This window comes from Pseudomonas sp. Irchel s3f19, from assembly GCF_900187555.1.
GTDB lineage: Bacteria > Pseudomonadota > Gammaproteobacteria > Pseudomonadales > Pseudomonadaceae > Aquipseudomonas > Aquipseudomonas capeferrum.
On the sequence record NZ_FYDW01000006.1, the window covers coordinates 234,034 to 258,706 of the forward strand.

Here is a 24,673-nt window from a genome sequence, read left to right on the forward strand (position 1 = left end):
CCGATGATGACGAAAGCGGGCCAGACCATGAGCATTGCAAGTTTGAACAGCCAACTGCTATTGCGGAAGAAACGGCCAAGGCCTTCGAACTGGGCGCTGAATGCCTGAATGGGCGAAGGTAGCTGGGTGCTCAGGCGGGGGCGGGGGACGGCGTGCGGGCCTTCTTCCATGTAGCGGCGGATGAATTCCCATTCATCACGGAGTTCACTGCCGCCTTGGCCTTGTTTGCCGAGTAGGGCCATTTCCATGTGGGGAAGGCCGGTATGGATGGGGTGCCAGATCAGGCCAAGTCTCATTCCCACGCTGAGCGAGTCGTCTTCTGGATCAAGACCTGTGCTTCCGGTTGTTCTCCAAGGAAATGTTACGATGCCCCCACATGAAGGCGGTCGATGAAGATGAACTTGCTGAGTTTTCCGATTGAAGCGAATAAGTAAGTGGCGGCTGGTCAACATTTCCAGGCGTGTAAATTGCAAGCCGTACCTTATGTAGAAGTAAATGATTGCGCCATCCATCAGGCTCATAAGTAAAGCAAGTATAATGTCTAGGGGTGAGGTGTCGTAAGGTGAGAATATATTTAGATGAATTGAGCTAAGCGTCATCGTGACCCCGGTATACAATATCGGAATCAAACCCCCTAAGGTCATCAATGTAATTAGTCCGCGTTTTTCTTCTGAGCCCCCGCAACGCATTTCCATATAGGTATCGTTGAGCGTAAAGACTGGCCCCCGCACTTTTGGCGCTTCGCTGACAGACCGAAAGTGTGTTTCTTTCTCGAAGTCGCCCTCATAAAAATCCCTATCCGCACGTTTATCCGACGCACTTCTTTCGGCATCAAATTTCTTGCGTGCGACGTCCGACTCTATGGCCATTTGCCACAAGCCCCATTCAATTATATACATTACAGGGCCTCGCTGAATGCTGAGTACAACGCTGCTAGCTCTTCCTGCTCATCATATGATTTGGTGTTTTTCTCTAAGCGGTAGCTGCTCCGCTTGCACCACTTTTCCAATGCGTCGTCTTCAAATATGTAGATTAATACAGTCAGGATCAAGCCCAGCCAGAAAGTGCCTAAAACTAATCGTGCCAGGAGTAGGCGTGCAGCCTGCGTGCCTAGTCGTGAAGCAACACCCCCTAATGAGCGCCCAATAATCCGTAGAGTCTTGTTCTGGTTATTCAGGGACAAATAGTCGAAGAAGGGTTTTGCTAATGCTATAGCTGTTCCAGCTTCTGCCAACGCCAGTACTATGGTTGCGGCTCCTCGGGTACGGTATGCGTAACCCAGTTTTTGGGATTGAACGCTTGACGCTTTACCCTGCGCTTCACGGAAATGCTTATTAGCATCCGCAAAATCCCACCAAGCCAACACGAAGCCTCCTATCCCAGCCAACCCAGCCCCCCAAAGCTTCAATCTCCCCAACGTCGCCGCAGCGCCTCTCCCGGTCACGCTATTCGCGCCATACCTCACCACCACTTGATCCACATAACTAGCGCCAACTTCAAACCCGGCCGCAGCCGTGGTCATGGCCGCTGCCAGAAGCTCGGTCTTCACCCGCGCATCACTGTCGGGCAGCTCTCGTGCCTTGAATGCCATCAGCATTCCTTCCAGTAGGCAAACCAGCCCGGAGACACGCACTTTGTAGAAATCACTGCTGTTGGCCTGCATCAGTCCTTCAGCCCAGGCCTGATCCAGATAACGTGCAACCTGAGCACCGCTGCGCTGTGCATTCAGTGGTTGCCCACTGCGAGCAGCGTCGCCAAGGCGAATGTCGACAGTCGCTTCATGCACCGAGGCAAACAATGTCAGGCGCAGGCCATGGTGCAGGGCGCGGTCCATGCTGTTTGGTGACCCGGTACGCAGCACCTGCCGTCCCAGCGCGACGTACCAGGCATACAAACCGATGCTGGCAGTGCTGTTCCTGCTCTGTAGCTCTTCATACAGCGTATTGATACGCCCGAACGCATTCGCCGCGATGTGCGCTTGGCGGGCGAGCGCTTCACGCAACACGAACGATGTCTCTGCCGGCGGTTCGGCCTTGGCCGCTTCCTGCAACGCTGCTAGCGCTTCCCGGATGTCGTCCTGGTTATAGGTGATGCCGCGCATCGCCAGGTTGCAGCGGTCCGCCACATCGCTGCGCCACCAGTGGTCAAGGATGGCCGTGCCCAGTTCGCTGAGCTCCATGCCGATCACGCACTGGCCGGTCTGTTCGGCAAAGGCCAAGCCATTGATCAGGTCGGCGTTGTCGTAGCGGTCCAGCGTTTGTAGCAAACGCTCGCTAGTCACCCAGTGGGCATGGTCCTTGGCGCGGTCCTGTGCAGCCTGCTGGGCCTGCTGCATCGCCTGCTCGAAGCCTTCGAGCTGATCGTGCATGGCCTGGCGGTCGACCAGATGGCCGTATTTCTCGTCGAACTTCTTGCTGAATTCGCCAGCATCCTGACGGGCCTGGACCTTGGCGCGGACTTCGCGCTCGAACTGCGCGAGATGAGGTTTCATCTGTTCGTCATGCGCATCGGCCTGTTGCCTTGCGCGTTCGGAAAACGCATAGAACTCCACGGGCGTGGCTGGCTGGTTTCGGATGGTCTCAGCCATGACCTGACGCTTGACGATCTGCTCAGCCACCATCTGTGGGTACAGCTTCTCGATCTCCAGGAACGACTGCGCGACCAGCAATTTGCGCTCGTTGTCCACGCCAGGTTCCACGGTGCGCTGCAGCCATGTCGTCTTCACCTCGTCGACGGCTGCGTTGCGCCAGGCATTGAGCTCCTGAGTGATGCCGATGGCGTCTTCGATCACGATGGCGGCGCCACGGGGTTTGGTTTGATTCATAAGCGGCGCCAGGGCTTGCCGTGAGGCATGCGGCGATACGATCTGGTCGTTGTTGAATGGCTGCAGGTCTAGCAGCGCCTGCAGCTGTGCATCGTCTTGCGCCTTGAAGTCAGCCACCCAGCCCAGTTGATCGTGCTTGAGTACGTTTGGCTGAGGCGGTGCATCCGAAGGCTGGATGAAGCGGGCGATATCGATGGAGGGCAGGCTGTTGCGATATTCGTCTTCCAGCACGCGGTAGTTGTCGAGCATGCGCGGCGTGAGTGGGGAGGGGCTGAACAACGGGCGCAGTTCCTGGATGTCGTCCAGGTCGTAGAGGGTGATGGTCCAACCGAAGGCGCTCAGGATTTCGTCCAGGTTGCCTGTGCTGGGGGCAGGCTCCCAAGGGGCGTCTGCGTTGATGTACAGCAGTGAGCCATTGGGCGCTACACGGTACTGGCTGTGCCATTCGTAGGCCGGCGCGCTGTAGCGTTTGATCAGCAGGTAGAGAAAGCCTTCGCGCAGCGGGCGGATGGCATAGCTGGAGTGGGTCAGTTCACCCACATCCTGAAAGGGGCTGAGGTAGCCTGGCAACTTGGGCAAGCGGGCGCGCTGTGCCGAGTTGCCGCCGACAGCGGCATAGCGCAGGGGCAGCAGTTCGAAACGGCGTGTGCAATCGGCGACAGGGCTGTTACGTAGTGCTGGGCGGTAGCCGGCTGTAACACGTCTGCACAGTTCGAGCGTTTGGGTGAGCGAGTCCATGGGGGGGCCTCAGGCCTTGGTGCGCAGGTATTGCTGCACGTTGTCGATAAGGGCGGTCCGCTGCTCGCGTGTCGCAGCGATTGCGTCCTGCCAGGCCGGTGATGTGCTCAGATGTTCACCGTCGCGCGCCGTCATCAGTACATAGGTGATGAGGTCCTCCTCACGGTCCAGGCCTTGCTCACGTGCCCGATCGAGGTAGTGCTGGATCAGGCCAACCCGTGTGCCGTGGCAAGCAGCGGCCAAGGTGGGGCAGGACTGCTCGCCCTTCAGTATCTCGGCAAGTTGGTAGCTCAGTGGGTCTCCCGCCAATGCAGCCCAGCAGTTATCGTCCAGCGTGATGGGCGTGATCTGTGCAGGTGGCGCTTGGTTGCCGCCGGCTATCTTCAACCACAGTGTTTTGTGCGGGTCCGCCACGGGTGCCCACCAGTGATAGATAGGCGCCAACCACTCGCTGACCCCAGGCAACTGGCGGTGTGCAGCCAGCACGCCAAGGGCTGCAGCGGTGTGGTAGCGCATAAGGTACGCGTGGCCATCTGCACCGGTGACGATGTTGGCCTGGCTCAAGTGTCGGGCGAGCAGGCCAGGTGGCAACGCGCTGACTATCCAGCCGCATACCGCACCCACTGCGCCTTGTTCGAGCTGCCATTGAAAGTCGTATTGGGCTGAGACATCAGAACCAGGGCGCGAACCGAATAGCCAGGGCCCTACTGCTCGCAAGTTGCTGAATTGAGCTTGCTGCAACAGTGGCCAGCAGCGCCCCGAGTAATACTCGGTCAGCTCTTCACGAGTTTGAGGTGAAAGATCGGCCATTTCGACAATGGCGCTCAGGCGATACCGATCGGAGGTTCTCAGTACCTCGACCAGTGCTCTGACGAAAGGGCTCGGCATCAGTGGGTGCCCCCCATGCGGATCATGTTGTGGCCGTCCGCGATCGCTTTCAGCATGCAGCTGAGGCAAATGGGCTCGCCGGGCTCCGGTATGCCGGCGGTCGACGTTGTACGTTGGCTGCCCACTGCCTGCTGGCTGACCGGCCCTCTGAACGCGAGTGCCACGCCATCCAACGTCACACCGGCCCCATCGATCCGCAGCAGCCCGCCCGGGCTTCTGATTGTGAGGCTCTCGCTGACCTGTATGTCGTACACCTTGGTGGTGTGCCGGATGGCTTCCCCGGTTTGCAATAGGTTATGACCTGCCACCACTTGTTCGAGGTGGCCACCGATCTCTACCGTGTGGTTGGCTTTGGTGAAGTCCTGGCGGTGATTGCCAACTTTTTCGATCCGGTCCTGCCCTGTGACGATGGTATGGGTTCGGCCGATTGACAGGCTGTCGTCATTACCAATTTCGTGTACGCGGTTCTGGCCAATGCTGAGTGACTCGTCTTGGGCGACATCTTCCCGGCGGTCCCGGCCAATCGAAATCGTTTCGTCTTGCTCCACGCGTTCGGCGCGATCGTTGCCGACCTGCGTGGTTTCGTTGTGCTTTACAACGTTGTTCTGGTCCCGTTCTGCGTGGATGAACACTTCTTGTCGGCCCAGTTCGTCTTCGAAGCGCAGCTCGTTGTAACCACCGCCCTTGTGGGTCTGGCTCTTGATGGTCATGCGCGTCTTGTGTTCGGGCAGGTCGTAGGGCGGAAGCTGATTCCCGCAGTAGGTACGGCCGGTGATCATCGGCTGGTCCGGGTCGGCGTTGACATACTGGATGATCACGTCCTGGCCGATACGCGGGATGGCCATCGAGCCCCAGCTACCACCGGCCCAGCCTTGCGAAACCCGCACCCAGCAGGAGCTGAATTCATTGTTCTCGCTCTCCCGGTCCCAGGGGAAGCTGACCTTGACCCGGCCCCACGAATCGCAATAGATCTCCTCGCCAGGCGGGCCGACGACGGTTGCCATATGCGGGCCGTCGATGCGCGGCTTGGCCAGCGGCGCCGGGCGCCACTCGGCTCTGCCCGGCACCAGCACTGCGGCCTGCGAGTAAAGAGTACCTTGCTGGGCGCCCGCGGCTTCCTCCTGCAGGCTGGTAAACTGGGTACCTTCATGGTGCACGTTGATCACACGCCAGTGCACGTTCAAGTCGTCCCGAGGGTGCTCGATCAGGGTGAAACTCAGCCCCGGTTGCAGGCGCACATCATCGCCTTCCACTTCGGCAATGCGGGCATCATGGCGCAGAGCGGTGATCCGGGTGGCCGTGAAGGGCACGCCGACAGCGTCACGCTTGTAGCGGCCGGGGTAGTCGAAGTACTCGTACGCTGTAGATTGATGTTTCAGGTCACTGGCTTCTGCGCGATGCTCCTGCCGGTAGGCCGGGTTGGTGAAGGTGTAATCCCGTTGCACCTGGCGCGCAGTACGCACCTGCTCGCTGTAGCGCAACCGGTGCAGGCAAGGCATGGCCTGGTCCCCACCCCGGTTGGAGCGGTACAGCACCTGGTTGGGGTCGATGTCGTCGTCATCGAAGCCTTCATCGTCGTCGCGCTGGATGACACCACGGCTGATCTGCCCCAGCCACAGCAAGCGGTCGGTGAAGAGCAGCATGTGTTGCTTCGGCGTGTGCTCGAAGCGGTAGACGAACCCTTCTTCGGCAGCCAGGCGGGCGATGAAAGCGAGATCGGTTTCACCGGCTTGCACGCAGAACTCGCGTACTTGATGCTCGCCGCTGCTGTTCAGCTGGAAATGAAGGATGCCTTGGCGCTTAAGCATGATTTCAAGTATTTGCGGCACGGTCTTCTGCTGGAAGATGCGCCAGTTGGAGCGCAGCCCGGCGCGCGCCAGCATGGGTTCGACCAAGGCGCGATAACGTGTGCGGCAAAAACCTGTGTCGCCTTGGCTGAAGGTGCTGACCAGGCCGTGCACGTAGCGCAGCGCGCGCTTCCCACGCCAAATGGTAAACAGCACAGGTTTGTCGAGCAGTTGGCCGAAATCGACTTCATCGTCGAAGCTGATCAGCTCCAGGTTCAGCTGGTAGGGTGTACTTATCGCTTCGTTGAGTTCGAACGAAACCACTTCGAATTCACTCTGACCAGCCAGCGGCTGGAAGGTGAAGTAAAAGTCGGACTGGCTGGGCATGCGGATTCCCTCGAAAGTCAGGCAGCGTCTGCAAAGGGCATGGGCCACCCGCGCGATCAGACGTAAGCATTTAGCTGGAGCCTGAACACTAACGAGGAATCAGTTCACTGGAGAGTATTGAGCGTCCTAAACAGTTGTAGGAAGTTTCGTTTTCTACTTTGCTAGGAAACTATTGGTTGCGGCTAGAGAAGGCGGTGGGTGCTTTAAAGTGCCGGGTGTGAAAAACCTTGGCGAGCCACGGATTCCCGCAGCTGGGCTTTAGCTGTGGCCAGAAAGTCAAGCATGAAACCGGTTTCAAAACATTTCTGAACGCGTTAGATTATTCGGCTGTCTTCTTGATGGCCTATCAAGATCCCCCCCACATTGAACATCAGACGGTTCGTATCGAGGCCGCCCCCAAGCCGATGAGGATTCGTAATGCCTGAGCATGCCCCCGATAACCCACGCAGGGACTTCCTGCGCAAGACCTTGACCTTGATACCCGTCGTGACCGTGGCCAGCACGGGGCTGGGCGTGGGTGCCAGCCAGTTGCTTGCGGCCCCGCAGCACGCACCCAAAGTGCCTGCCACGCCGCCGGCGGGGCACTACCAGCCGACCTTTTTTACCGCCGAGGAGTGGGCGTTTCTGCAAGCCGCTGTTGCCCGTATCATCCCCGCCGATGAGCTTGGCCCTGGCGCGCTTGAGGCCGGCGCCGCCGAATTCATCGACCGCCAGATGAATACCCCGTATGCAACCGGCGCGCAGTGGTACATGCAGGGGCCGTTCAATGCCGACGCCGCCCCAGAGTTGGGTTATCAGTTGCAACTCAGCCCGCAACAGATCTATCGCCTGGGCATCGCCGCCGTGGATGACTGGTGCAAAGCCAACTCCGGACACGTTTTTGCTGCGCAAGATAGCGCTACCCGGGACCGTATTCTCGCCAAGGTGGAAGCCGGTGAGCTGGTTTTCGACGCGCTTCCGGCCAAGCTGTTTTTCAGCTTGCTGGTGCAGAACACCCGCGAAGGGTTCTTCTGCGACCCGGTTCACGGCGGCAACAAAGGCATGGTGGGCTGGACCCAGATCGGTTTCCCCGGTGCTCGGGCCGACTTCATGGACTGGGTCGAGCGCAATGAGCCGTATCCGTTCCCGGCTGTGTCCATCCGCGGCGAGAGGGCCTGAACCATGGCGAATGTGTTGAAGAAAGTTGATGCTGTGATCGTCGGTTTCGGCTGGGCCGGCGCGATCATGGCCAAGGAGCTTACCGAAGCAGGGCTGCAGGTCGTTGCCCTGGAACGTGGCCCGATGCAGGATACCTACCCCGAGGGCAGCTACCCGCAGGTGATCGATGAACTCACCTACAGCGTGCGCAAGAAGCTGTTCGTCGATGTGTCGAAAGAGACCGTCACCATCCGCCACAGCGTCAACGATGTCGCGTTGCCCAACCGCCAGCTGGGCGCGTTCTTGCCAGGCAAGGGCGTAGGCGGCGCGGGCCTGCACTGGTCTGGTGTGCATTTTCGGGTAGACCCGATCGAGCTGCGCATGCGCAGCCACTACGAAGAACGCTACGGCAAGGCGTTCATCCCCGAAGACATGACCATTCAGGACTTCGGCGTCACGTATCAGGAGCTTGAGCCGTACTTCGACTTTGCCGAGAAGGTCTTCGGCACCTCGGGCCAGGCCTGGACCGTCAACGGTACGGTGGTCGGCGCGGGGAAGGGCGGCAACCCCTATGCCGCTGATCGCTCCAGCCCGTTCCCGCTGCCCGCACAGAAGAACGTGGTGTCGGCAAAACTGTTTGAAAAGGCCGCGACCAGCCTGGGCTACAAACCGTACAACCTGCCTTCGGCCAATACCTCCGGGCCCTACACCAACCCCTACGGGGCGCAGATGGGGCCGTGCAATTTCTGCGGTTTCTGCAGTGGCTACGTCTGCTACATGTACTCCAAGGCCTCGCCCAACGTGAACATCCTGCCGGCGCTGCGCCAGGTACCGAATTTCGAGCTGCGCGCCAACGCCCATGTGTTGCGGGTGAACCTGGACGACAGCAAGCGCAACGCCACCGGCGTGACCTACATCGACGCGCAAGGGCGGGAAGTGGAGCAGCCGGCGGACCTGGTCATCCTCGCGGCCTTCCAGTTCAACAACGTGCGCCTGATGCTGCTATCGGGCATCGGCAAACCGTACGACCCGGTCAAGAACGAAGGCGTGGTCGGGCGCAACTTCGCCTACCAGAACATGGGCACGGTCAAGGCGTTCTTCGACAAGGACACCTACACCAACAACTTCATCGGCGCCGGTGGCAACGGCATTGCGATCGATGACTTCAACGCAGATAACTTCGACCACGGGCCATATGGTTTCGTCGGCGGCTCGCCCATGTGGGTGAACCAGGCCGGCAGCCGCCCGATCGCCGGCATCGCCAACCCGCCCGGCACGCCCGCCTGGGGCAGCGCCTGGAAAAAGGCCACCGCCGACTACTACACCCACCAGGTGTCAATGGACGCACATGGCGCGCACCAGTCGTACCGGGGCAACTACCTGGACCTGGACCCAACCTACCGCGATGCCTTCGGCCAACCGTTGCTGCGCATGACCTTCGACTGGCAGGAAAACGACATCAAGATGAACCAGTTCATGGTCGACAAACTCAGCAAGGTCGCCCAGGCGATGAACCCCAAGTCCATTGCCGTGCTGGGCAAAAAGGTCAAGGAACACTTCAACACCGCCAGCTACCAGACCACTCACCTCAACGGCGGCGCGATCATGGGCACCGACCCCAAGACCAGCGCACTGAACCGTTACCTGCAGAGCTGGGACGTGCCCAACGTCTTCGTCCCGGGGGCGTCTGCGTTCCCGCAGGGGTTGGGTTACAACCCGACCGGGCTGGTGGCGGCCCTGACGTATTGGTCTGCCCGCGCGATCCGCGAGCAGTACCTGAAAAACCCTGGCCCACTGGTTCAGGCTTGAGGAGCGATGAGCATGAAGACAATGTTGATCGCAACGGCCCTGTGCGCTGCAAGCCTGATGGCTCAGGCCGACAGTACGCTGATCAAGCAGGGCGAATACCTGGCGCGCGCAGGTGACTGCGTGGCCTGCCACACGGCCAAAGGCGGCAAGCCGTTCGCAGGCGGGCTGCCCATGGAAACACCCATCGGCACAGTGTACTCGACCAATATCACGCCTGACGCCAGCGGTATCGGCCATTACAGTTTTGAAGACTTCGACCAGGCCGTGCGCCATGGCGTCGGCAAGGACGGCAGCACCTTGTACCCCGCCATGCCGTACCCCTCGTATGCGCGCGTCAACGATGAAGACATGCGTGCGCTGTATGCCTACTTCATGCAAGGCGTCGAGCCGGTTGCCCAGCCCAATAAGGCGACGGATATTCCATGGCCGTTGAGCATGCGTTGGCCGTTGGCGATCTGGCGCGGGTTGTTCGCCCCAGAAGTGAAAGCCTGGCAGGCCTCGGCGGCTGCCGACCCGGTGGTCAATCGCGGCGCCTACCTGGTCGAGGGGCTTGGCCACTGCGGTGCCTGCCATACCCCGCGCGCCTTGACTATGCAGGAAAAGGCGCTGAGCCCGCAGGATGGCGAGCAGTTTCTGGCAGGTAGCGCCCCGCTTGAGGGCTGGATCGCCAAGAGCCTTCGCGGCGACCACAAGGATGGCCTGGGCAGCTGGAGCGAAGCGCAACTGGTGCAGTTCCTCAAGACTGGCCGAAGCGAGCGCAGCGCCGTGTTCGGCGGCATGAGCGATGTGGTCGAGCACAGCATGCAGTACATGAGCGACGCAGACCTCACCGCCATTGCCCGTTACCTCAAGACGTTGCCCGCGAGCAATCCTGACGACAAGCCGCATGTGTATGACAAGCAGGTCGCACAAGCGCTTTGGAACGGCGATGACAGCAAGCCCGGCGCGTCGGTGTACATCGATAACTGCGCGGCCTGCCACCGTACCGATGGCCACGGCTATACCCGGGTATTCCCGGCATTGGCCGGCAACCCGGTGGTGCAGACGGCCGATGCGACCTCGCTGATCCATGTGGTACTGGCCGGCGGCACGGTGCCTGCCACACACACGGCCCCGTCGAACTTGACCATGCCGGCGTTCGGTTGGCGGTTGAGTGACCAGGAAGTGGCGGATGTGGTCAGTTTCATACGCACCAGCTGGGGGAACCAAGGTGGGGCGGTGAAGGCGGGCGAGGTCGCCAAGTTGCGGACCGATGACATGAAGCATACGTCGGGGGATGACCTTGGGCAGGTGACAACCCATTAACCCTCAGGGGGCGCTCTGCGCCCCTTACGCTTTGGTCAAGGTAAATCCCGACGAACGGTAGATGACTAAATGCGCCGGTTTTGATGTATTGAAACCGGTTTCATACCGTCACCGACAATAATCACAAGGGACACCGATGACCGACATGCTTGCCAATACCCGTGAGCGGGTGACCATCAGCGAAGTAGCCCGTGTCGCCGGCGTATCCAAAGCCACCGTCTCGCGCTACATCGGGGGTGATCGCCAGTTGCTGGCCGAGGCCACCGCCAAGCGCCTGGCAGAGGTCATCGAGCGCCTCGGCTATCGCCCCAACCAGATGGCCAGGGGCCTGAAGCGCGGGCAGACCCGGCTGATCGGCATGTTGGTGGCGGACATCCTCAACCCTTATTCGGTGGCGGTGATGCATGGCGTCGAAACCGCCTGCCGCCAGCACGGCTACAGCCTGGTGGTGTGCAACACCAACCGCGACGACGAGCAGGAGCGCCATCACCTGGTGGCCCTGCAGTCTTACAACGTCGAGGGGTTGATCGTGAACACCCTCGGCCATCATCCCGGCGAACTGCTCAACCTGCAGCGCGAAATCCCCATGGTCCTCGTCGACCGCCAATTGCCGGAGCTCAAGGTCGACCTGGTCGGCCTGGACAATGCCGATGCCGTCGAACAAGCCCTGGACCACCTGCAGGCGCAGGGCTACCGCGACATTCTGGCAGTCACCGAACCCCTCGACGGCACCAGCTCGCGTGTTGAGCGGGTGCAGGCGTTCGGTGCGTCCATCAGCCGGCGTTCAGGGATGCGCCACCAGGTGCTGGAAGTCACCCCAGGCCTGGGAGCCGGCCTGGCTTCGTTTCTTGCGGCCAGCGGCCATGGCCCGCAGGCCATCTTCACCTGCAACGGCGTGGCCACGCTGGCCGTTACCCGCGCCCTGCACGACTCGGGTTGCAGCTTGTTCGAGGACGTCGGCCTGATCGCCCTCGACGAACTGGACTGGTACCCCTTGGTCGGTAGCGGCATCACCGCATTGGCCCAGCCCACCGAGCGAATCGGCGTGGCCGCCTTCAACTGCCTGCTCGACCGTCTGCGCGGCGAAAGCGCGGCACCCCGACGTATCGACTTCAAAGCCGACCTGATCATCCGAGGCTCAACACACTCACGCGAATGAACCACAGGCACGTGGCGGTTAGGCCGTGTCGAAAAATGAAACCGGTTTCATAAGGACAATAACAATGCGCTCGAACCCCGTTTCCATCAGTCTTTCCAGCTACGGCGCCACCTTGGTACGCCAGCGCGGTCAGGCGCACTTTCTGGGCTTGCTCGCCGCCGCAGGCGTTGCCCGTGTCGAATTTCGCGAAGAGCTGTTCGACAGTGCGCCGGACACCGCCGCGCTGGCCAACGCCATCGCCGCGTCAAAGCTCGAATGCCTTTACTCGACACCCCTTGAACTGTGGACCGAGCAAGGCCTGCCCGATGCCCGGCTGACACAGAAACTGGCGTTGGCGCGCGCACTAGGCGCGGTCGCGTTGAAGGTGTCCCTGGGGCACTACAACGACCGCTGCGATGTGGGGGCGTTGGCAACGCTGATACCTCACGACGGCCCTGTGTTGTTGGTCGAAAACGACCAGACCGAGCAGGGCGGGCGCATCGAGCCGATGCGCCGGTTCTTCCAGCGCGCCGACGACCTTGGCCTGGCGCTGGGCATGACCTTCGACATCGGTAACTGGCAATGGCAAGCGCAATCGGCGCAGCAAGCGGCCCGCACGCTTGGGCGCTGGGTGCGTTATGTGCACTGCAAGGCGGTCGAACGCAAGCCTGACGGCCGGCTGGCCGCAGTGCCCCCGCACGTTGAAGACCTGCAGGCCTGGGAGGCCTTGCTGGGCGAGTTCACGCCCGGTGTGGTGCGTGCGGTGGAATACCCCTTGGTCAGCGACGATTTGCTGACATTGACCCGTGCTCAGGTCGCCGCCCTGTCCAAACTGGGCGAGGAGGTGAGCCATGCATGAGCATGACGTGCTGTGCTTTGGCGAGACCATGGCCATGTTCGTGGCCGAGCAGACCGGCGACCTGGCGCAGGTCGGGCAGTTCGGCAAGCGTATCGCTGGGGCCGACAGCAACGTGGCCATCGGCCTGTCGCGCCTCGGCTTCAAGGTCCGCTGGTTGAGCCGCGTCGGCAACGACTCGCTGGGCCGCTTCGTTCTCGACAGCCTGCGCCGCGAAGGGCTGGACTGCACTGATGTCGAAGTCGACTGCAAACACCCCACCGGCTTTCAGCTCAAGGCCCGCTGCGAGGATGGCAGCGACCCCGCCGTGGAGTACTTCCGCGGCCACTCCGCTGCCAGCCTGCTATCGCCGAACCAGGTCCGCCCGCATTGGCTGCAGGCCCGGCATCTGCACGCCACCGGCATCCCCTTGGCGCTTTCGACCGGGTGCAGGGCGTTGTCCCACGCGCTGGTGGACGCCATGCGCGCGGCCGGGCGCAGCATTTCGTTCGACCCCAACCTGCGCCCCTCGCTGTGGCCAGACCGCACGTGCATGGTCCGCGAGATCAACGCCCTGGCTGTCAAGGCCGACTGGGTGCTGCCCGGCCTGGAGGAGGGGCGCCTGCTGACTGGCCAGCACACCCCGGCGGACATCGCCGCGTTCTACCTCGACAAAGGGGTGGAGCTGGTGGTGATCAAACTGGGTGATGAGGGCGCCTATTTTCGCACCGGCAGATGCGAGGGCCAGGTGGCTGCGGTGCCGGTGGCCAAGGTGGTGGACACCGTCGGCGCCGGTGACGCCTTTGCCGTCGGTGTACTCAGTGCCTTGCTCGAAGGCCGCGAACTGCCGCAGGCGGTGGCACGCGGCAACTGGTGTGGCAGCCGCGCCGTGCAGTCGCGCGGCGATATGGAAGGCTTGCCGCTGCGCCGCGAACTGGAGGAGCACGACCTGCGCAGGCGCGCCTGACGGCCTGATCCCGAACCCTTGGTACCTGTTGCAACAAAAACAAAAAGCTCAGGAGCACACATCATGCAAACGACAAGTCTCGCGCGCCGCCGCTGGTGGTACATCATCCCGATCGTGTTCGTCACCTACAGCCTGGCGTACCTCGACCGCGCAAACTATGGGTTCGCCGCCGCTTCCGGCATGGCCGACGACCTGAAGATCACCCCGGTGCTGTCGTCGCTGCTGGGGGCGCTGTTCTTCCTCGGTTACTTCTTCTTCCAGGTACCCGGCGCCATCTACGCCGAAAAACGCAGCGTGAAGAAGCTGATCTTCGTCAGCCTGATCCTCTGGGGCGGCCTGGCTACCCTGACGGGCATGATCAGCAATGTGTACATGCTGATCGGCATCCGCTTCCTGCTCGGGGTGGTGGAAGCCGCAGTAATGCCGGCGATGCTGGTGTACCTCTGCCACTGGTTCACCCGCGCCGAACGCTCGCGGGCCAACACCTTCCTGATGCTCGGCAACCCGGTGACCATCCTGTGGATGTCGGTGGTGTCGGGCTACCTCATCAAACACTACGACTGGCGCTGGATGTTCATCATCGAAGGCCTGCCGGCGGTGATCTGGGCGTTCTTCTGGTGGCGCCTGGTGGATGACCGGCCAGCCCAGGTCAACTGGTTGAGCGCGCAGGAAAAGGCCAGCCTGGAGCAAGCCCTGGCAGCGGAACAGCAGGGCATAAAACCTGTGAAAAACTACCGCGAGGCGTTCCGTTCGCCGCAGGTGATCATCCTGTCGATGCAGTACTTCTGCTGGAGCATCGGGGTTTATGGCTTCGTGCTCTGGCTGCCCTCGATTCTGAAGCAGGCGGCGAACGTCGACATCGTGCAGGCGGGCTGGCTGTCGTCGGTGCCGTATCTGGCAGCGGTGCTGGCCATGGTCGGGGTGTCCTGGGCTTCGGACCGCTTGCAGAAGCGCAAGCGTTTCGTCTGGCCACCCTTGCTGATCGCGGCGCTGGCCTTCTATGGCTCGTATGCCTTGGGCAGCGAGCACTTCTGGTGGTCCTACGCACTGCTGGTGATCGCCGGGGCCTGCATGTACGCGCCCTATGGCCCGTTCTTCGCTATTGTCCCGGAAATCCTCCCCAGCAACGTTGCCGGTGGCGCCATGGCGCTGATCAACAGCATGGGCGCGCTGGGTTCCTTCGGCGGCTCTTGGCTGGTGGGTTACCTCAATGGCGCCACCGGCGGGCCGGGCGCCTCTTATCTGTTTATGTGCGGCGCGTTGCTGACCGCCGTCGCGCTCACGGCAGCGCTGAAAACAACCCAAACGCCTGGCCGTGCCAAACGGGGCGGCTCCCACCTGGCAATGAGCCAACAGGAAACCCTGGTATGAAAAAGCGAATCGTGCTGTACAAACGCCTGTCCGACGACCTCATGGCGCGCCTGCAACAACAGGTTGAAGTGACCTGGGTGGATACCACGCGGCCGGACGGCCTGGCCCGCCTGCGTGATGCCTTACCCGGCGCTCAGGGGCTGCTGGGCGCGAGCCTGCGCCTGGACAGCAACCTGCTCGACCTGGCCCCGCAATTGAAGGTGATCGCCAGTGTGTCGGTGGGGGTCGACAACTACGACATTGCCGACCTGACCCGGCGCGGCATCATGCTGACCAACACCCCAGACGTACTCACCGAAACCACCGCCGATACTGGCTTTGCCCTGATCCTGGCCAGTGCGCGTCGGGTGGTGGAGCTGGCGGGCTGGGTGCGTGACGGCCAGTGGCAGGCCAGCCTCGGGCCGGCGCATTTTGGCAGCGACGTGCATGGCAAGACCTTAGGCATCGTCGGCATGGGGCGCATTGGCCAAGCGCTGGCGCGGCGCGGTGCGGCCGGCTTCGGGATGCGCGTGCTCTACCACAGCCCACGCCCCAAGCCAGAGGTGGAGGCGCTTTACGACGCGCGCCATTGCAGCCTGGACGATCTGTTGCAACAGGCGGATTTCGTGTGCCTGACCGTACCGCTGAGTACCAGCACCGAGGGCCTGATCGGCACCCGCGAGTTGGCACTGATGAAGCCGCAGGCGTTTCTGGTGAACATTGCACGGGGGCGGGTGGTGGACGAAGCCGCGCTGATCGCGGCCTTGCGTGAAAAGCGTATCCGTGGCGCGGGCTTGGACGTGTTCGTTCAGGAACCCTTGCCGAACGATTCGCCCCTATTGCTACTGGACAACGTGGTGGCGACCCCGCATATCGGCTCGGCGACGCATGATACCCGCGAGGCCATGGCGCGCTGCGCCGTAGACAACCTGCTCAGCGCGCTGGCCGGTGAACGCCCGGCGAACCTGGTGAACGAAACGCCCAGGCGCTGACCCGACAGGGCGCGGCCGTTACCGGCAGTTGCCAGCCTTGCGATAGCCCGCAGCCTGCGCCTCGCCTTCGGAGCCGAACATCACTTGGTTCTTCGAGGCCACCTGGGTGTAACCCGGGCAACCATTGGCCAGGTGATAGACATGGCTGTTGCGGTTGCCGAGCACTGCGCCGGTCGCTGCGCTGCTGGCCAGGCTGGGCTTGGCCGCGTCCTTCCCGGGCTTGGCCGGCAGGGCTTGCACAACGCCGCTGCCAACGGGCTTGTAGTCGGCTGTCCATTTGCGCTCGCCGGTCACGAACGGGTTGGCGTGCCCCATGATGGCGGCGATGCGCCGGTTGCGCTCCTGCTCCCAGGCCGAGACGGGGTGCTGCTTGTCCCAGGCCATCAGCAGTTGTTGCTGCTGGCGCGACATGCTCAGCTTGTAGCGGTCGAACATGTAGAACGTAGTGCGGGCAACCAGGCCTTTGACTTCGTCACGGGGTTCGGCAGCACGCTGTACGAAATCGACCTTGGTCGGGCATTGGCCATATTGGCCGGCGTTGCCGGCAACCATGCCGTAGTTGAAGTTGCTGCGGTCACCGTTGACCTCGCCCACGGCCGGGTACAGGTTGAACAGGTCGGCTTCCATGGCGCGGAAGACCGGGTCGTCATCGACACAATGCTCGCGACCGCCGTTCTTCCAGCACTGGCGCTGATTACCGAAGGTATAGGCGGGCACGATGTGTTCCCACTCGGTACGCTCGGCGCGGTTTTGCTGCTTGCGGGTCTCGTATCCGCAGGAGGCGGCGTCGATGCGCCCACCCGACTTGCCCACCCAGGTCCATTTGCAACCGCAATACAGGTCACCCATGGCGCTGCTTGCCTGGTCCAGGTAGATCTTCTGTTTGGCGACGACCTTGGCTTCGGTGAAGGTCGAAGGCGGGTTGGCGAAGGCGGGGAGGTTGACGGCGAGCAACAGGGATACGGCGTAGAGCAGTTTTTTCATGGGGGAAAGCAGATTTCAGAGACGGGCACGCATTGTAATCAAAAAAAACCTAAGTAACTGATTTTACTAGGCTGTATGAAGCCGCCTGGGCAACGCCGCCGGGCTGGGTAAAAACTACCCAGTATTGTTCACCTTTGGTGCGTAGCTGCATCAAATCAAGGCATCAAGCACACACCCTGTTCGGATGCGCCCTGCTTTAATAGGCACAGTGCACATCTTATGCTGTGCCGTTCGCCACCCATTTCGAGGGTTGCCACCTGCTGTGAAAGCGGCCCGCATATTGCTCTACCTGCTCCAACTACCACCCGGAGCCCCGTGCAATGAGCTCACCTACCGAATTCCCGCTTTGCGAAGCCCCGCGCGCTTCCCGCAAGGGCCTGTTGCCCATTGCCATGGTGTTGTTCAGCTTCACATTCTTCACCGGTACGATGTTCGCCGGTGGCAAGCTGGGCATGGCCTTCAACTTTGCCGACATGCTGTGGGTGGCCACGGTCGGCAACACGTTATTGGCTTTGTATGCCGCCACCCTGGCGTTCATCGCGTCACGCAGCGGCCTCAACACCGTGCTGATGGGCCGCTTCTGCTTTGGTGAGGCGGGCAGCCGGCTTTCGGATTTTCTGCTGGGTTTCGCTGAGCTCGGCTGGTACGCCTGGGGCACGGCCACGGTGGCAATCGTGCTGGTCAAGCTGTTGGGACTGGCAGGGGGCTTTGCCGTGCCCTTGATGGTGCTGTTCGGCTTGGGCTTCAGTATCACGGCCATCATCGGTTTCAAAGGGCTGGACGTGCTATCACGGGTTTCGGTGCCATTGATGTTCGCGCTGCTGCTGGTGTCGATGTACATCGCCACCCGCGATGCCGGTGGGTTTGCCGGCCTGGCCGCGGTGGTGCCGCACGAAACCATGACTTTCTCGGCGGCCGTGACCATGGTATTCGGCACCTTCGCCAGTGGCGCCACCCAAGCCACCAACTGGACGCGCCTGGCGCGCAGCGGGCGGGTGGCAGTGGTGGCCAGCATCGTTGCGTTTCTGCTGGGCAATGGCCTGATGGTGGTCGCCGGGGCCTGGTGCGCGATGGTGTATCAGCAGGCCGACATCGTCGAGGTGATGATGCTGCAAGGCCTGTCATTCGCGGCGGTGGTGATGTTGTGCCTGAACCTGTGGACGATTCAGGGCCCGACCCTCTACAACGTGTCGGCAGCGGCCTGCCACCTGCTGCGCAGCGAGCGCCGGCGCACCGCGACACTGGTCGCGGCCGGGGTGGGGATCATGCTGGCCATCGGCGGCATGTACGAAATGCTGATCCCGTTCCTGGTGCTGCTGGGCTCGGTGATTCCGCCGGTGGGCGGTGTAATCATGGCCGACTTCTGGTACCGCCACCGCGGCCAGTATCCGGCGCTGGGCGCAACGGCCCTGCCGCGTTACAACCGGGTGGGGCTTTTTGCTTATGCCGTAGGTGCGGTATTGGCGTATGCCTCGCCCTGGGTCGCGCCGCTGGTGGGCATTGCTGCTTCGGCGCTGTGTTACATCGTCATGCTTGAACTGAGCGGGCGGCGCCGGGTGGTAGGCGAGGCGGGTGTCGAGCCGTGAGTCTGGCACTGGATGAAATTCTGCACCTGCCCGGCCTGCAGGAGATGACCGTGCGCGCTGGCGCGCGCAACCTGCAGCGGCGGGTGCGCTGGCCTTATGTAGCCGAGAACGAAGGCATCGCCGAGTGGGTGATGGGCGGCGAGCTGGTGTTCGTTACGGGCATCAACCACCCGCGTGGCGAGGCCAACCTGCTGAGCCTGGTGGAGGACGGCGAGGCCGTGGGCATCGCGGGCCTGGTTATCCTTACCGGTGGTACGTACATCCAGGGTATCCCGGCCAACGTGCTCACGCGTGCCGAGCAACTGGGCTTGCCGTTGATCGAGCAGCCTTATGCGCTGAAGATGGTGGTGGTCACCCACCTGATCGGGACGGCGCTGGTACAAATGACCCAGGTGCGGCGTTCGCGCAACGATATCCTGGGCCAGCTGTTGACCGGTGACTATCCAAGCCTGGCGATCGCCCGGCAACGCGCGGCCCACCTGGCACTGGCGCTGGACGAGCCGCGGCGTCTGCTGGCGCTGCGCTTGTCGGGCGTCGATGGCTTGTTCGAGCGCCATGGGCTGGCCCAGGGGGAGCGGGTGTGGCAAGGCGTTCGCCAGGCCCTGGAAGACCAGTTGGAAGCGTGGAGCCGTGGTAGGCCGGGCACCGTGACCGCGCACTTGCCGGGTGACCTTTTCGTGCTGTTGCTGCCGGACGCTGCCGGCCTGCCAGCCACGCTGGCCGCGCTGTACCGGCAATTGGTCGCTGTGGCCGGGGAGTTGGGCCTGTACATGGGCCTGTCGAGCCGTGCCGAGGAGTGTGCCCACTACCGCCATGCACTCAACGAGGCGCGTCAGGCCTTGGAGGTGGCGCAAAACCTGCGCCCGGCCAACGGCTTTTGCGACTTCAGCGAACTGGGTGTACTGCGCCTGCTGCAAGGTATCGTCGATCGCTCGTTGATCGACGATTTCGTCGCCCAGACACTTGGGCCGTTGATCGCGCCGGGCCGCAAGCATCCCAATACCCTGGTGCATACCCTCGACGCCCTGCTCAAGGAGAATGGCAATGGGCTGAAGGCCGCCCAGCGCTTGGGGCTGCACCGTAATACCATCAACCAACGCATTCAACGCATCGAACAACTGAGTGGCCAGTCCCTGGACGATCCGCTTTTTCGTATGAACGCTTCGGTGGCCATGCTGGTTTGGCGCATGACCGAAGCCCAAGGCAAGGAGTAACGCCATGAACATCATCAATGCACGCCTGCGGGGCAAGGCTGGCTTGTTTCGCATCGAACTGAACGGCGACCGCATCGCCAGTATCCAGCCCCAGAGCGGTACGGTGGCACCAGGGGCCAGCGATGACCTGGATGCCGGGCAGAACCTGGTGGTAGCCCCCTTCGTCGAGCCGCACATCCACCTCGACGCCACCCTCACTGCCGGCCAGCCGAAGTGGAACATGAGTGGCACCTTGTTCGAAGGCATCGAGCGCTGGGCCGAACGCAAGGAAATCACCACCCACGAAGACATCAAGACCCGCGCCACCAAGACCATCGGCATGTTGGTCGACCACGGCATTCAGCACGTACGCACCCATGTCGACGTCACCGACCCCAAGCTCACCGCGCTCAAGGCCATGGTCGAGGTGCGTGAAGAGGTGCGCCACCTGGTCGACCTGCAAATCGTCGCCTTCCCCCAGGAAGGCATCGAGTCGTACGCCAACGGCCGGGCGCTGATGACCGAAGCAGTTGCCATCGGCGCCGATGTGGTCGGTGGTATTCCGCATTTCGAGAACACCCGCGACCAGGGCGTGTCGTCGGTCAAATTCCTGATGGACCTGGCCGAGCGCACCGGCTGCCTGGTGGATGTGCACTGCGACGAAACCGACGACCCGCAGTCGCGCTTCCTCGAAGTGCTGGCCGAGGAGGCCCGCGTGCGGGGCATGGGCGCCCGGGTCACGGCCAGCCACACCGTGGCGATGGGCTCTTACGACAACGCCTACTGCTACAAGCTGTTCCGTTTGCTCAAGATGTCGGGCATCAACTTTGTGTCGTGCCCGACCGAGAGCATTCACCTGCAAGGGCGCTTCGACAGCTACCCCAAGCGCCGCGGGGTAACGCGCGTGGCGGAAATCGACCGGGCGGGCATGAACGTGTGTTTTGGCCAGGACTCCATCGTTGACCCGTGGTACCCGCTGGGCAATGGCAACATCCTGCGCATCCTCGAGGCCGGGCTGCACATCTGCCACATGCTCGGCTATGAAGACTTGCAACGCTGCCTGGACCTGATCACCGACAACAGTGCACGTACGCTCAACCTGGGGGATCGCTATGGCATCGAGGTCGGGCGGCCAGCGAACCTGCTGTTGCTGTCGGCGCCGGATGATTACGAGATGGTCCGCAGCCAAGGGTACGCGCTGGTGTCGGTGCGCAATGGCAAGGTGCTGATGCGGCGTACGCCTTCGCAGGTCGAACGCTTGGCCTGACCCCGCTACAGGCTTCAATCGAACGCCCCGCAGGCTTTGGCCTGGCGGGGCGTTTTGCATTCTGCGTGACGCTACTCGACGACTGCCGTACGCGTTTCCCACTCGAAATTGTCATTTCCAGCGCCTCACATGCGATAAGCCGTGATTATTCCATGTGATTTAGTACTTGAAATACCCTCGCCGCGCAGTCAAAATTGGCATGTAATTACATGTTACGTACCATGGTACAAAATCGTAGGAGCAAGCATGGCCCGGGGCGGTATCAACAAGGTGGTGGTGCAGCAGGCGCGTCAGGCTCTGATCGCCCGTGGCGAGAACCCCAGCATCGATGCAGTACGCATCGAGCTGGGGAATACGGGCTCGAAAAGCACCATTCACCGCTACCTGAAAGAGCTCAACGAGCAGCAGGCCGTGGCTAAGGCAGGGCCCGCAGGGTTGAGCGAGACGCTTGGGCGCTTTGTCGGGCAGTTGGCCAGCCAACTGCAGGAAGAAGCGGACGCGCGCATCGAAGAGGCCGAAGCTGTTTTCACCCAGCAGCGCGAGCAGCTTGAAGGGCAGTTGCAGCTGGCCCAGCAGGCCCTGGCTGCGGGCCACCAGCAACAGCAGATACAGGCCGCTGCACTGGCCGCCGAGTCGGAAAAACTGCTTTCGACCCAGAGCACTTTGCAGGCAGAACAACTGCGCAGCGCCAGCCTCAACCAGGCATTGGGCGAGTTGCAGGTGCGCCTGGGCGACAAGGAAGAGCAGGTGCGCTCACTGGAAGACAAGCATCGCCACGCCCGCGATGCGCTGGAGCATTACCGCAGCGCTAGCCGTGAGCAGCGCGAGCAGGAGCAACGCCGCCACGAGGCGCAGCTGCAGCAACTGCAAGTAGAAATACGCCAACTGCAGCAGGGCATGATCGTCAAGCAGGATGAACTGACCAGACTGCACCGCGATAACGAGCGCTTGTTGGGCGAACACCGGCAGGCCAGCAACGACCGCAAGGCGCGTGACGAACTGCTGGAGCAGCGTGACGCGCAGATCCAGGGCTTGCGCACGATCCTGGCCCAGGCCCAAGGCGCCAGTGAGGAGATGCGCCGGCAACTGGACGTGCAAACGCAGTTGCTTGACGCCAAGCGCGAGCAGCACGCCGAACAGGTGCGCCAGGTGCAGCATCTGGAGGCTGAGCTACTGGAGCGCGATGAGGCGCTGAAGACCTGCCACACGCAATTGAGTGAACACACCCAAGCCAAATAAGCCCTTAGATAAATCAAACTTCCTCGGGCGGGTGCTTTCTTCCGTAGACCTTCACAGGAGACAGTGCCATGCATACGCCAGGACCAAAGCAAACCCCGGAGAAGGGGCCTCACTCGTCCGATCACGCGGATAAAAAGGAAGACTTGGGTTTTGACCCCGACTCGCCAGACCTGGAAGACCCCCAGGTAGACCCGCAAGGCCCGGCCATCGCGCCCCGGGACGTCGAGAAAGACCAGTGAGCTACGGGGCCGCCGAGCGGCCCCGCATTCACCGTGGTTAGCCTTGCGATTGCTTAGCGGCTTCCACGCCCGAAGAGGACAGCTTGATCGGGTAGTGCAGGCTGACCTGGTGGTTGCCATCGACAGCGACGCTGCCGTCGTGAATCAATCCGTCGTCCTGAAGCGTCTTGAGCATGCCGGCTACCACTTTTTCACCCCGGTAGTTGTCCAGCACTTCCTTGCCCAGCCCCTCAGGGTGGGCGTGCAGCAGACGGGTCAACACTTCAGCGCGCAATGCATCATTAGTCATGTCTGGCCTCACTTGCCGTGTTTGGCCTGAAGCGCCTTGGCATGCTCCAGGTGCTGTTCGAGTTTAGGCAGTGTGTCGCTGGCGAATGCCTTCAGCTCAGCCTTGTCGGACGATGCGGCTTCTTTCTTGAACAGTTCGACGGCCTTTTCATGGGCGTCGACCTGGTTGTTGATGTAGGACTTGTCGAAGGATTCTTCACGCCATTCCAGGATCACCTTCTTGACCTTGTCGGTCAGTGCCGCCTCATCGGGCACCGAAATGTCCAGCTTGCGGGCAATGTCGCCGAGTTTCTGGTTGGCCTGGGTATGGTCGGTGACCATCTGCTGGGCGAACGCTTTGATGTCGGCATTCTGGCTTTTCTCCTTGGCCAGGTTGCCCGTTACCACTTCGGCGATGCCCGCTTCGGTCGCCGCGTCGACGAAATCATCGGAACTCGCTGCCATTGCATGCACCGACGCCAGGCCCAGCGCCATGGATAGCCCCACGCGCTTGATGAACAGACTGCTCATGCTTCACTCCTTAACCGTTGGCGCGACTTCAGTGTCGCGTACGGTTGAGCATGCGCAGGCGCTAAAGGTTTAAAGTTTTTCCCGACTGGCGCTCACCTCGCCAGCAAGGTTGAACGTTGAGCGAGGGCAGGGCTCACACATTCAAAGCAGGCAGCGAGGAGCCACGCACATGAGCATTGACCGCAGCATCCCCGAGCTTGAGGCCTGGTACGCCCAGTATGACGATGTCAGTTACCGGCGCGAGTCGCCGGACGCCTACCATCATGAGCTGGTGCGCACGGCCGAAGCCCTGCGCGACGATGGCGCCATCGACTGGGATGACTGGTTGCAACTCAAGGCGATGGCCGACCAGGCGCACATCAACGCGCTCGCAGATGCGGTGCGGGCGCATGTGGAAGACCCGGACGCATGAAAGCGCTGAAGATCGCCACCTTCAATATCAACGGTATTCGCAGTCGGCTACCGGCTTTGATTGCCTGGCTGGAGCGAGAAAAGCCTGACATCGCCTGCCTGCAGGAGCTGAAAGCGCCCGATCAGCAGTTCCCCCGCGACGCGCTCGAAGCCGTGGGTTACGGCTGTTTGTATCAGGGGCAACCTTCGTGGAACGGCGTTGCCATTCTCGCCCGTGACAGCGAGCCGCTGGAAGTGCGCCGCGGCCTCCCAGGCATGGAGGTGGATGAGCAGAGCCGCTACCTGGAGGCCGCCGTGCAAGGGCTGGTCATCGGCTGCCTGTACCTGCCCAACGGCAACCCGCAACCCGGGCCAAAGTTCGACTACAAGCTGCGCTGGTTCGAATGCCTGATCGAACATGCAGCCCGCTTGCGCGCGAGTGAGCACCCGGTGTTGCTGGCGGGAGACTTCAACGTCGTGCCCACCGATTTCGACATCTATAACCCGCGCTCCTGGCTCAAGGACGCGCTGCTGCAGCCTGAGTCCCGAGACTGCTACCAGCGCTTGCTAAGCCAGGGCTGGACCGATGCGCTACGCCATTTGCACCCGGACGAGCGGGTCTATACCTTCTGGGACTACTTTCGTAACCACTGGCAGCGTAATGCCGGGTTGCGTATCGACCATCTGCTGCTCAACCCGGAACTTGCGCCTTACCTCAAGGCCGCCGGGGTAGATGCCTGGGTGCGCAACGAACCCAAGGCCAGCGACCATGCCCCGGTGTGGATCGAACTGGCGTCACGCAAGCGGCGCTGAACTATAG

Annotated in this window: 22 protein-coding genes; 15 read left to right on the forward strand and 7 right to left on the reverse strand. The window is 61.9% G+C overall.

The window, feature by feature from the left end; translation table 11 throughout:
- The 4 genes from CKW22_RS16770 to CKW22_RS16785 form a co-directional block, all read right to left on the reverse strand.
- Positions 1–899 (reverse strand): DUF6708 domain-containing protein (locus CKW22_RS16770; protein WP_095064486.1); only part of this gene is annotated, 899 nt, incomplete at its 3' end.
- Positions 899–3,562: a T6SS effector BTH_I2691 family protein gene (locus tag CKW22_RS16775; protein ID WP_095064445.1), complete on the reverse strand. Its 2,664-nt coding sequence runs from the start codon at positions 3,560–3,562 to the stop codon at positions 899–901. The genes CKW22_RS16770 and CKW22_RS16775, both read right to left, overlap by 1 nt.
- Positions 3,563–3,571: 9 nt before the next feature.
- On the reverse strand, positions 3,572–4,450 hold the full coding sequence (locus CKW22_RS16780) for a DUF4123 domain-containing protein (RefSeq protein ID WP_095064446.1): 879 nt from the start codon (positions 4,448–4,450) through the stop codon (positions 3,572–3,574).
- On the reverse strand, positions 4,450–6,624 hold the full coding sequence (locus CKW22_RS16785) for a type VI secretion system Vgr family protein (protein ID WP_095064447.1): 2,175 nt from the start codon (positions 6,622–6,624) through the stop codon (positions 4,450–4,452). Before CKW22_RS16785 ends, CKW22_RS16780 begins: the two co-directional genes overlap by 1 nt.
- Positions 6,625–7,041: 417 nt before the next feature.
- Between CKW22_RS16785 and CKW22_RS16790 the strand changes: the two genes are divergently transcribed.
- The 8 genes from CKW22_RS16790 to CKW22_RS16825 all read left to right on the forward strand — a co-directional run bounded on the left by CKW22_RS16790 (position 7,042) and on the right by CKW22_RS16825 (position 16,157).
- Entirely contained in the window at positions 7,042–7,782 is a 741-nt protein-coding gene (locus CKW22_RS16790) for a gluconate 2-dehydrogenase subunit 3 family protein (RefSeq protein WP_033697976.1), read from the forward strand.
- A 3-nt stretch (positions 7,783–7,785) separates the two neighbouring features.
- Positions 7,786–9,570 carry a GMC family oxidoreductase gene (locus tag CKW22_RS16795; RefSeq protein WP_033697975.1) on the forward strand — a complete coding sequence of 595 codons (1,785 nt, stop codon included), beginning with the start codon at positions 7,786–7,788 and terminating at the stop codon, positions 9,568–9,570.
- Positions 9,571–9,591: 21 nt separating this feature from the next.
- Positions 9,592–10,875, forward strand: a complete 1,284-nt coding sequence (locus CKW22_RS16800; protein WP_371856431.1) for a c-type cytochrome — start codon at positions 9,592–9,594, stop codon at positions 10,873–10,875.
- Positions 10,876–11,011: 136 nt separating this feature from the next.
- Positions 11,012–12,034, forward strand: a complete 1,023-nt coding sequence (locus tag CKW22_RS16805; RefSeq protein WP_033697973.1) for a LacI family DNA-binding transcriptional regulator — start codon at positions 11,012–11,014, stop codon at positions 12,032–12,034.
- 64 nt (positions 12,035–12,098) lie between these two features.
- Entirely contained in the window at positions 12,099–12,872 is a 774-nt protein-coding gene (locus CKW22_RS16810) for an AP endonuclease (RefSeq protein ID WP_095064449.1), read from the forward strand.
- The gene (locus tag CKW22_RS16815; RefSeq protein WP_033697971.1) at positions 12,865–13,815 is read left to right on the forward strand and encodes a sugar kinase; all 951 of its coding nucleotides are present in this window, start codon (positions 12,865–12,867) and stop codon (positions 13,813–13,815) included. Before CKW22_RS16810 ends, CKW22_RS16815 begins: the two co-directional genes overlap by 8 nt.
- Before the next feature lie 63 nt (positions 13,816–13,878).
- Positions 13,879–15,186: an MFS transporter gene (locus tag CKW22_RS16820; RefSeq protein ID WP_033697970.1), complete on the forward strand. Its 1,308-nt coding sequence runs from the start codon at positions 13,879–13,881 to the stop codon at positions 15,184–15,186.
- A complete protein-coding gene (locus CKW22_RS16825; RefSeq protein ID WP_095064450.1) occupies positions 15,183–16,157 on the forward strand; it encodes a D-glycerate dehydrogenase in 975 nt (324 codons plus the stop codon). Before CKW22_RS16820 ends, CKW22_RS16825 begins: the two co-directional genes overlap by 4 nt.
- Positions 16,158–16,175: 18 nt before the next feature.
- On the opposite strand, the gene CKW22_RS16830 is transcribed toward CKW22_RS16825, so the two are convergent.
- Entirely contained in the window at positions 16,176–17,141 is a 966-nt protein-coding gene (locus CKW22_RS16830; RefSeq protein WP_095064451.1) for an endonuclease, read from the reverse strand.
- 320 nt (positions 17,142–17,461) lie between these two features.
- Here CKW22_RS16830 and codB point away from each other — a divergent pair, with 320 nt between their 5' ends.
- The 5 genes from codB (at position 17,462) to CKW22_RS27590 (ending at position 22,665) form a co-directional block, all read left to right on the forward strand.
- Entirely contained in the window at positions 17,462–18,727 is a 1,266-nt protein-coding gene (codB, locus tag CKW22_RS16835) for a cytosine permease (protein ID WP_095064452.1), read from the forward strand.
- On the forward strand, positions 18,724–19,941 hold the full coding sequence (locus tag CKW22_RS16840; RefSeq protein WP_047583208.1) for a PucR family transcriptional regulator: 1,218 nt from the start codon (positions 18,724–18,726) through the stop codon (positions 19,939–19,941). The genes codB and CKW22_RS16840 overlap by 4 nt, the downstream gene beginning before the upstream one ends.
- Positions 19,942–19,945: 4 nt before the next feature.
- Entirely contained in the window at positions 19,946–21,187 is a 1,242-nt protein-coding gene (gene codA / locus CKW22_RS16845) for a cytosine deaminase (protein WP_033697965.1), read from the forward strand.
- Positions 21,188–21,433: 246 nt separating this feature from the next.
- Positions 21,434–22,426 carry a DNA-binding protein gene (locus tag CKW22_RS16850; protein WP_095064453.1) on the forward strand — a complete coding sequence of 331 codons (993 nt, stop codon included), beginning with the start codon at positions 21,434–21,436 and terminating at the stop codon, positions 22,424–22,426.
- Between the two features lie 68 nt (positions 22,427–22,494).
- Positions 22,495–22,665 (forward strand): DUF6021 family protein, encoded by a 171-nt coding sequence (locus tag CKW22_RS27590; RefSeq protein ID WP_167334456.1) that lies wholly within the window; start codon positions 22,495–22,497, stop codon positions 22,663–22,665.
- Between the two features lie 37 nt (positions 22,666–22,702).
- On the opposite strand, the gene CKW22_RS16855 is transcribed toward CKW22_RS27590, so the two are convergent.
- Positions 22,703–22,954: a hypothetical protein gene (locus CKW22_RS16855; RefSeq protein ID WP_033697963.1), complete on the reverse strand. Its 252-nt coding sequence runs from the start codon at positions 22,952–22,954 to the stop codon at positions 22,703–22,705.
- 8 nt (positions 22,955–22,962) lie between these two features.
- Positions 22,963–23,463, reverse strand: coding sequence for a DUF4142 domain-containing protein (locus tag CKW22_RS16860; protein ID WP_095064454.1), 501 nt, complete (start codon positions 23,461–23,463; stop codon positions 22,963–22,965).
- A gap of 169 nt (positions 23,464–23,632) precedes the next feature.
- Between CKW22_RS16860 and CKW22_RS16865 the strand changes: the two genes are divergently transcribed.
- Both CKW22_RS16865 and xth read left to right on the forward strand, forming a co-directional pair.
- Complete coding sequence (locus CKW22_RS16865) at positions 23,633–23,875, forward strand: hypothetical protein (RefSeq protein WP_033697960.1); 243 nt, start codon at positions 23,633–23,635, stop codon at positions 23,873–23,875.
- Complete coding sequence (gene xth, locus CKW22_RS16870) at positions 23,872–24,666, forward strand: exodeoxyribonuclease III (RefSeq protein ID WP_033697959.1); 795 nt, start codon at positions 23,872–23,874, stop codon at positions 24,664–24,666. The genes CKW22_RS16865 and xth overlap by 4 nt, the downstream gene beginning before the upstream one ends.
- Positions 24,667–24,673: the final 7 nt, after the last annotated feature.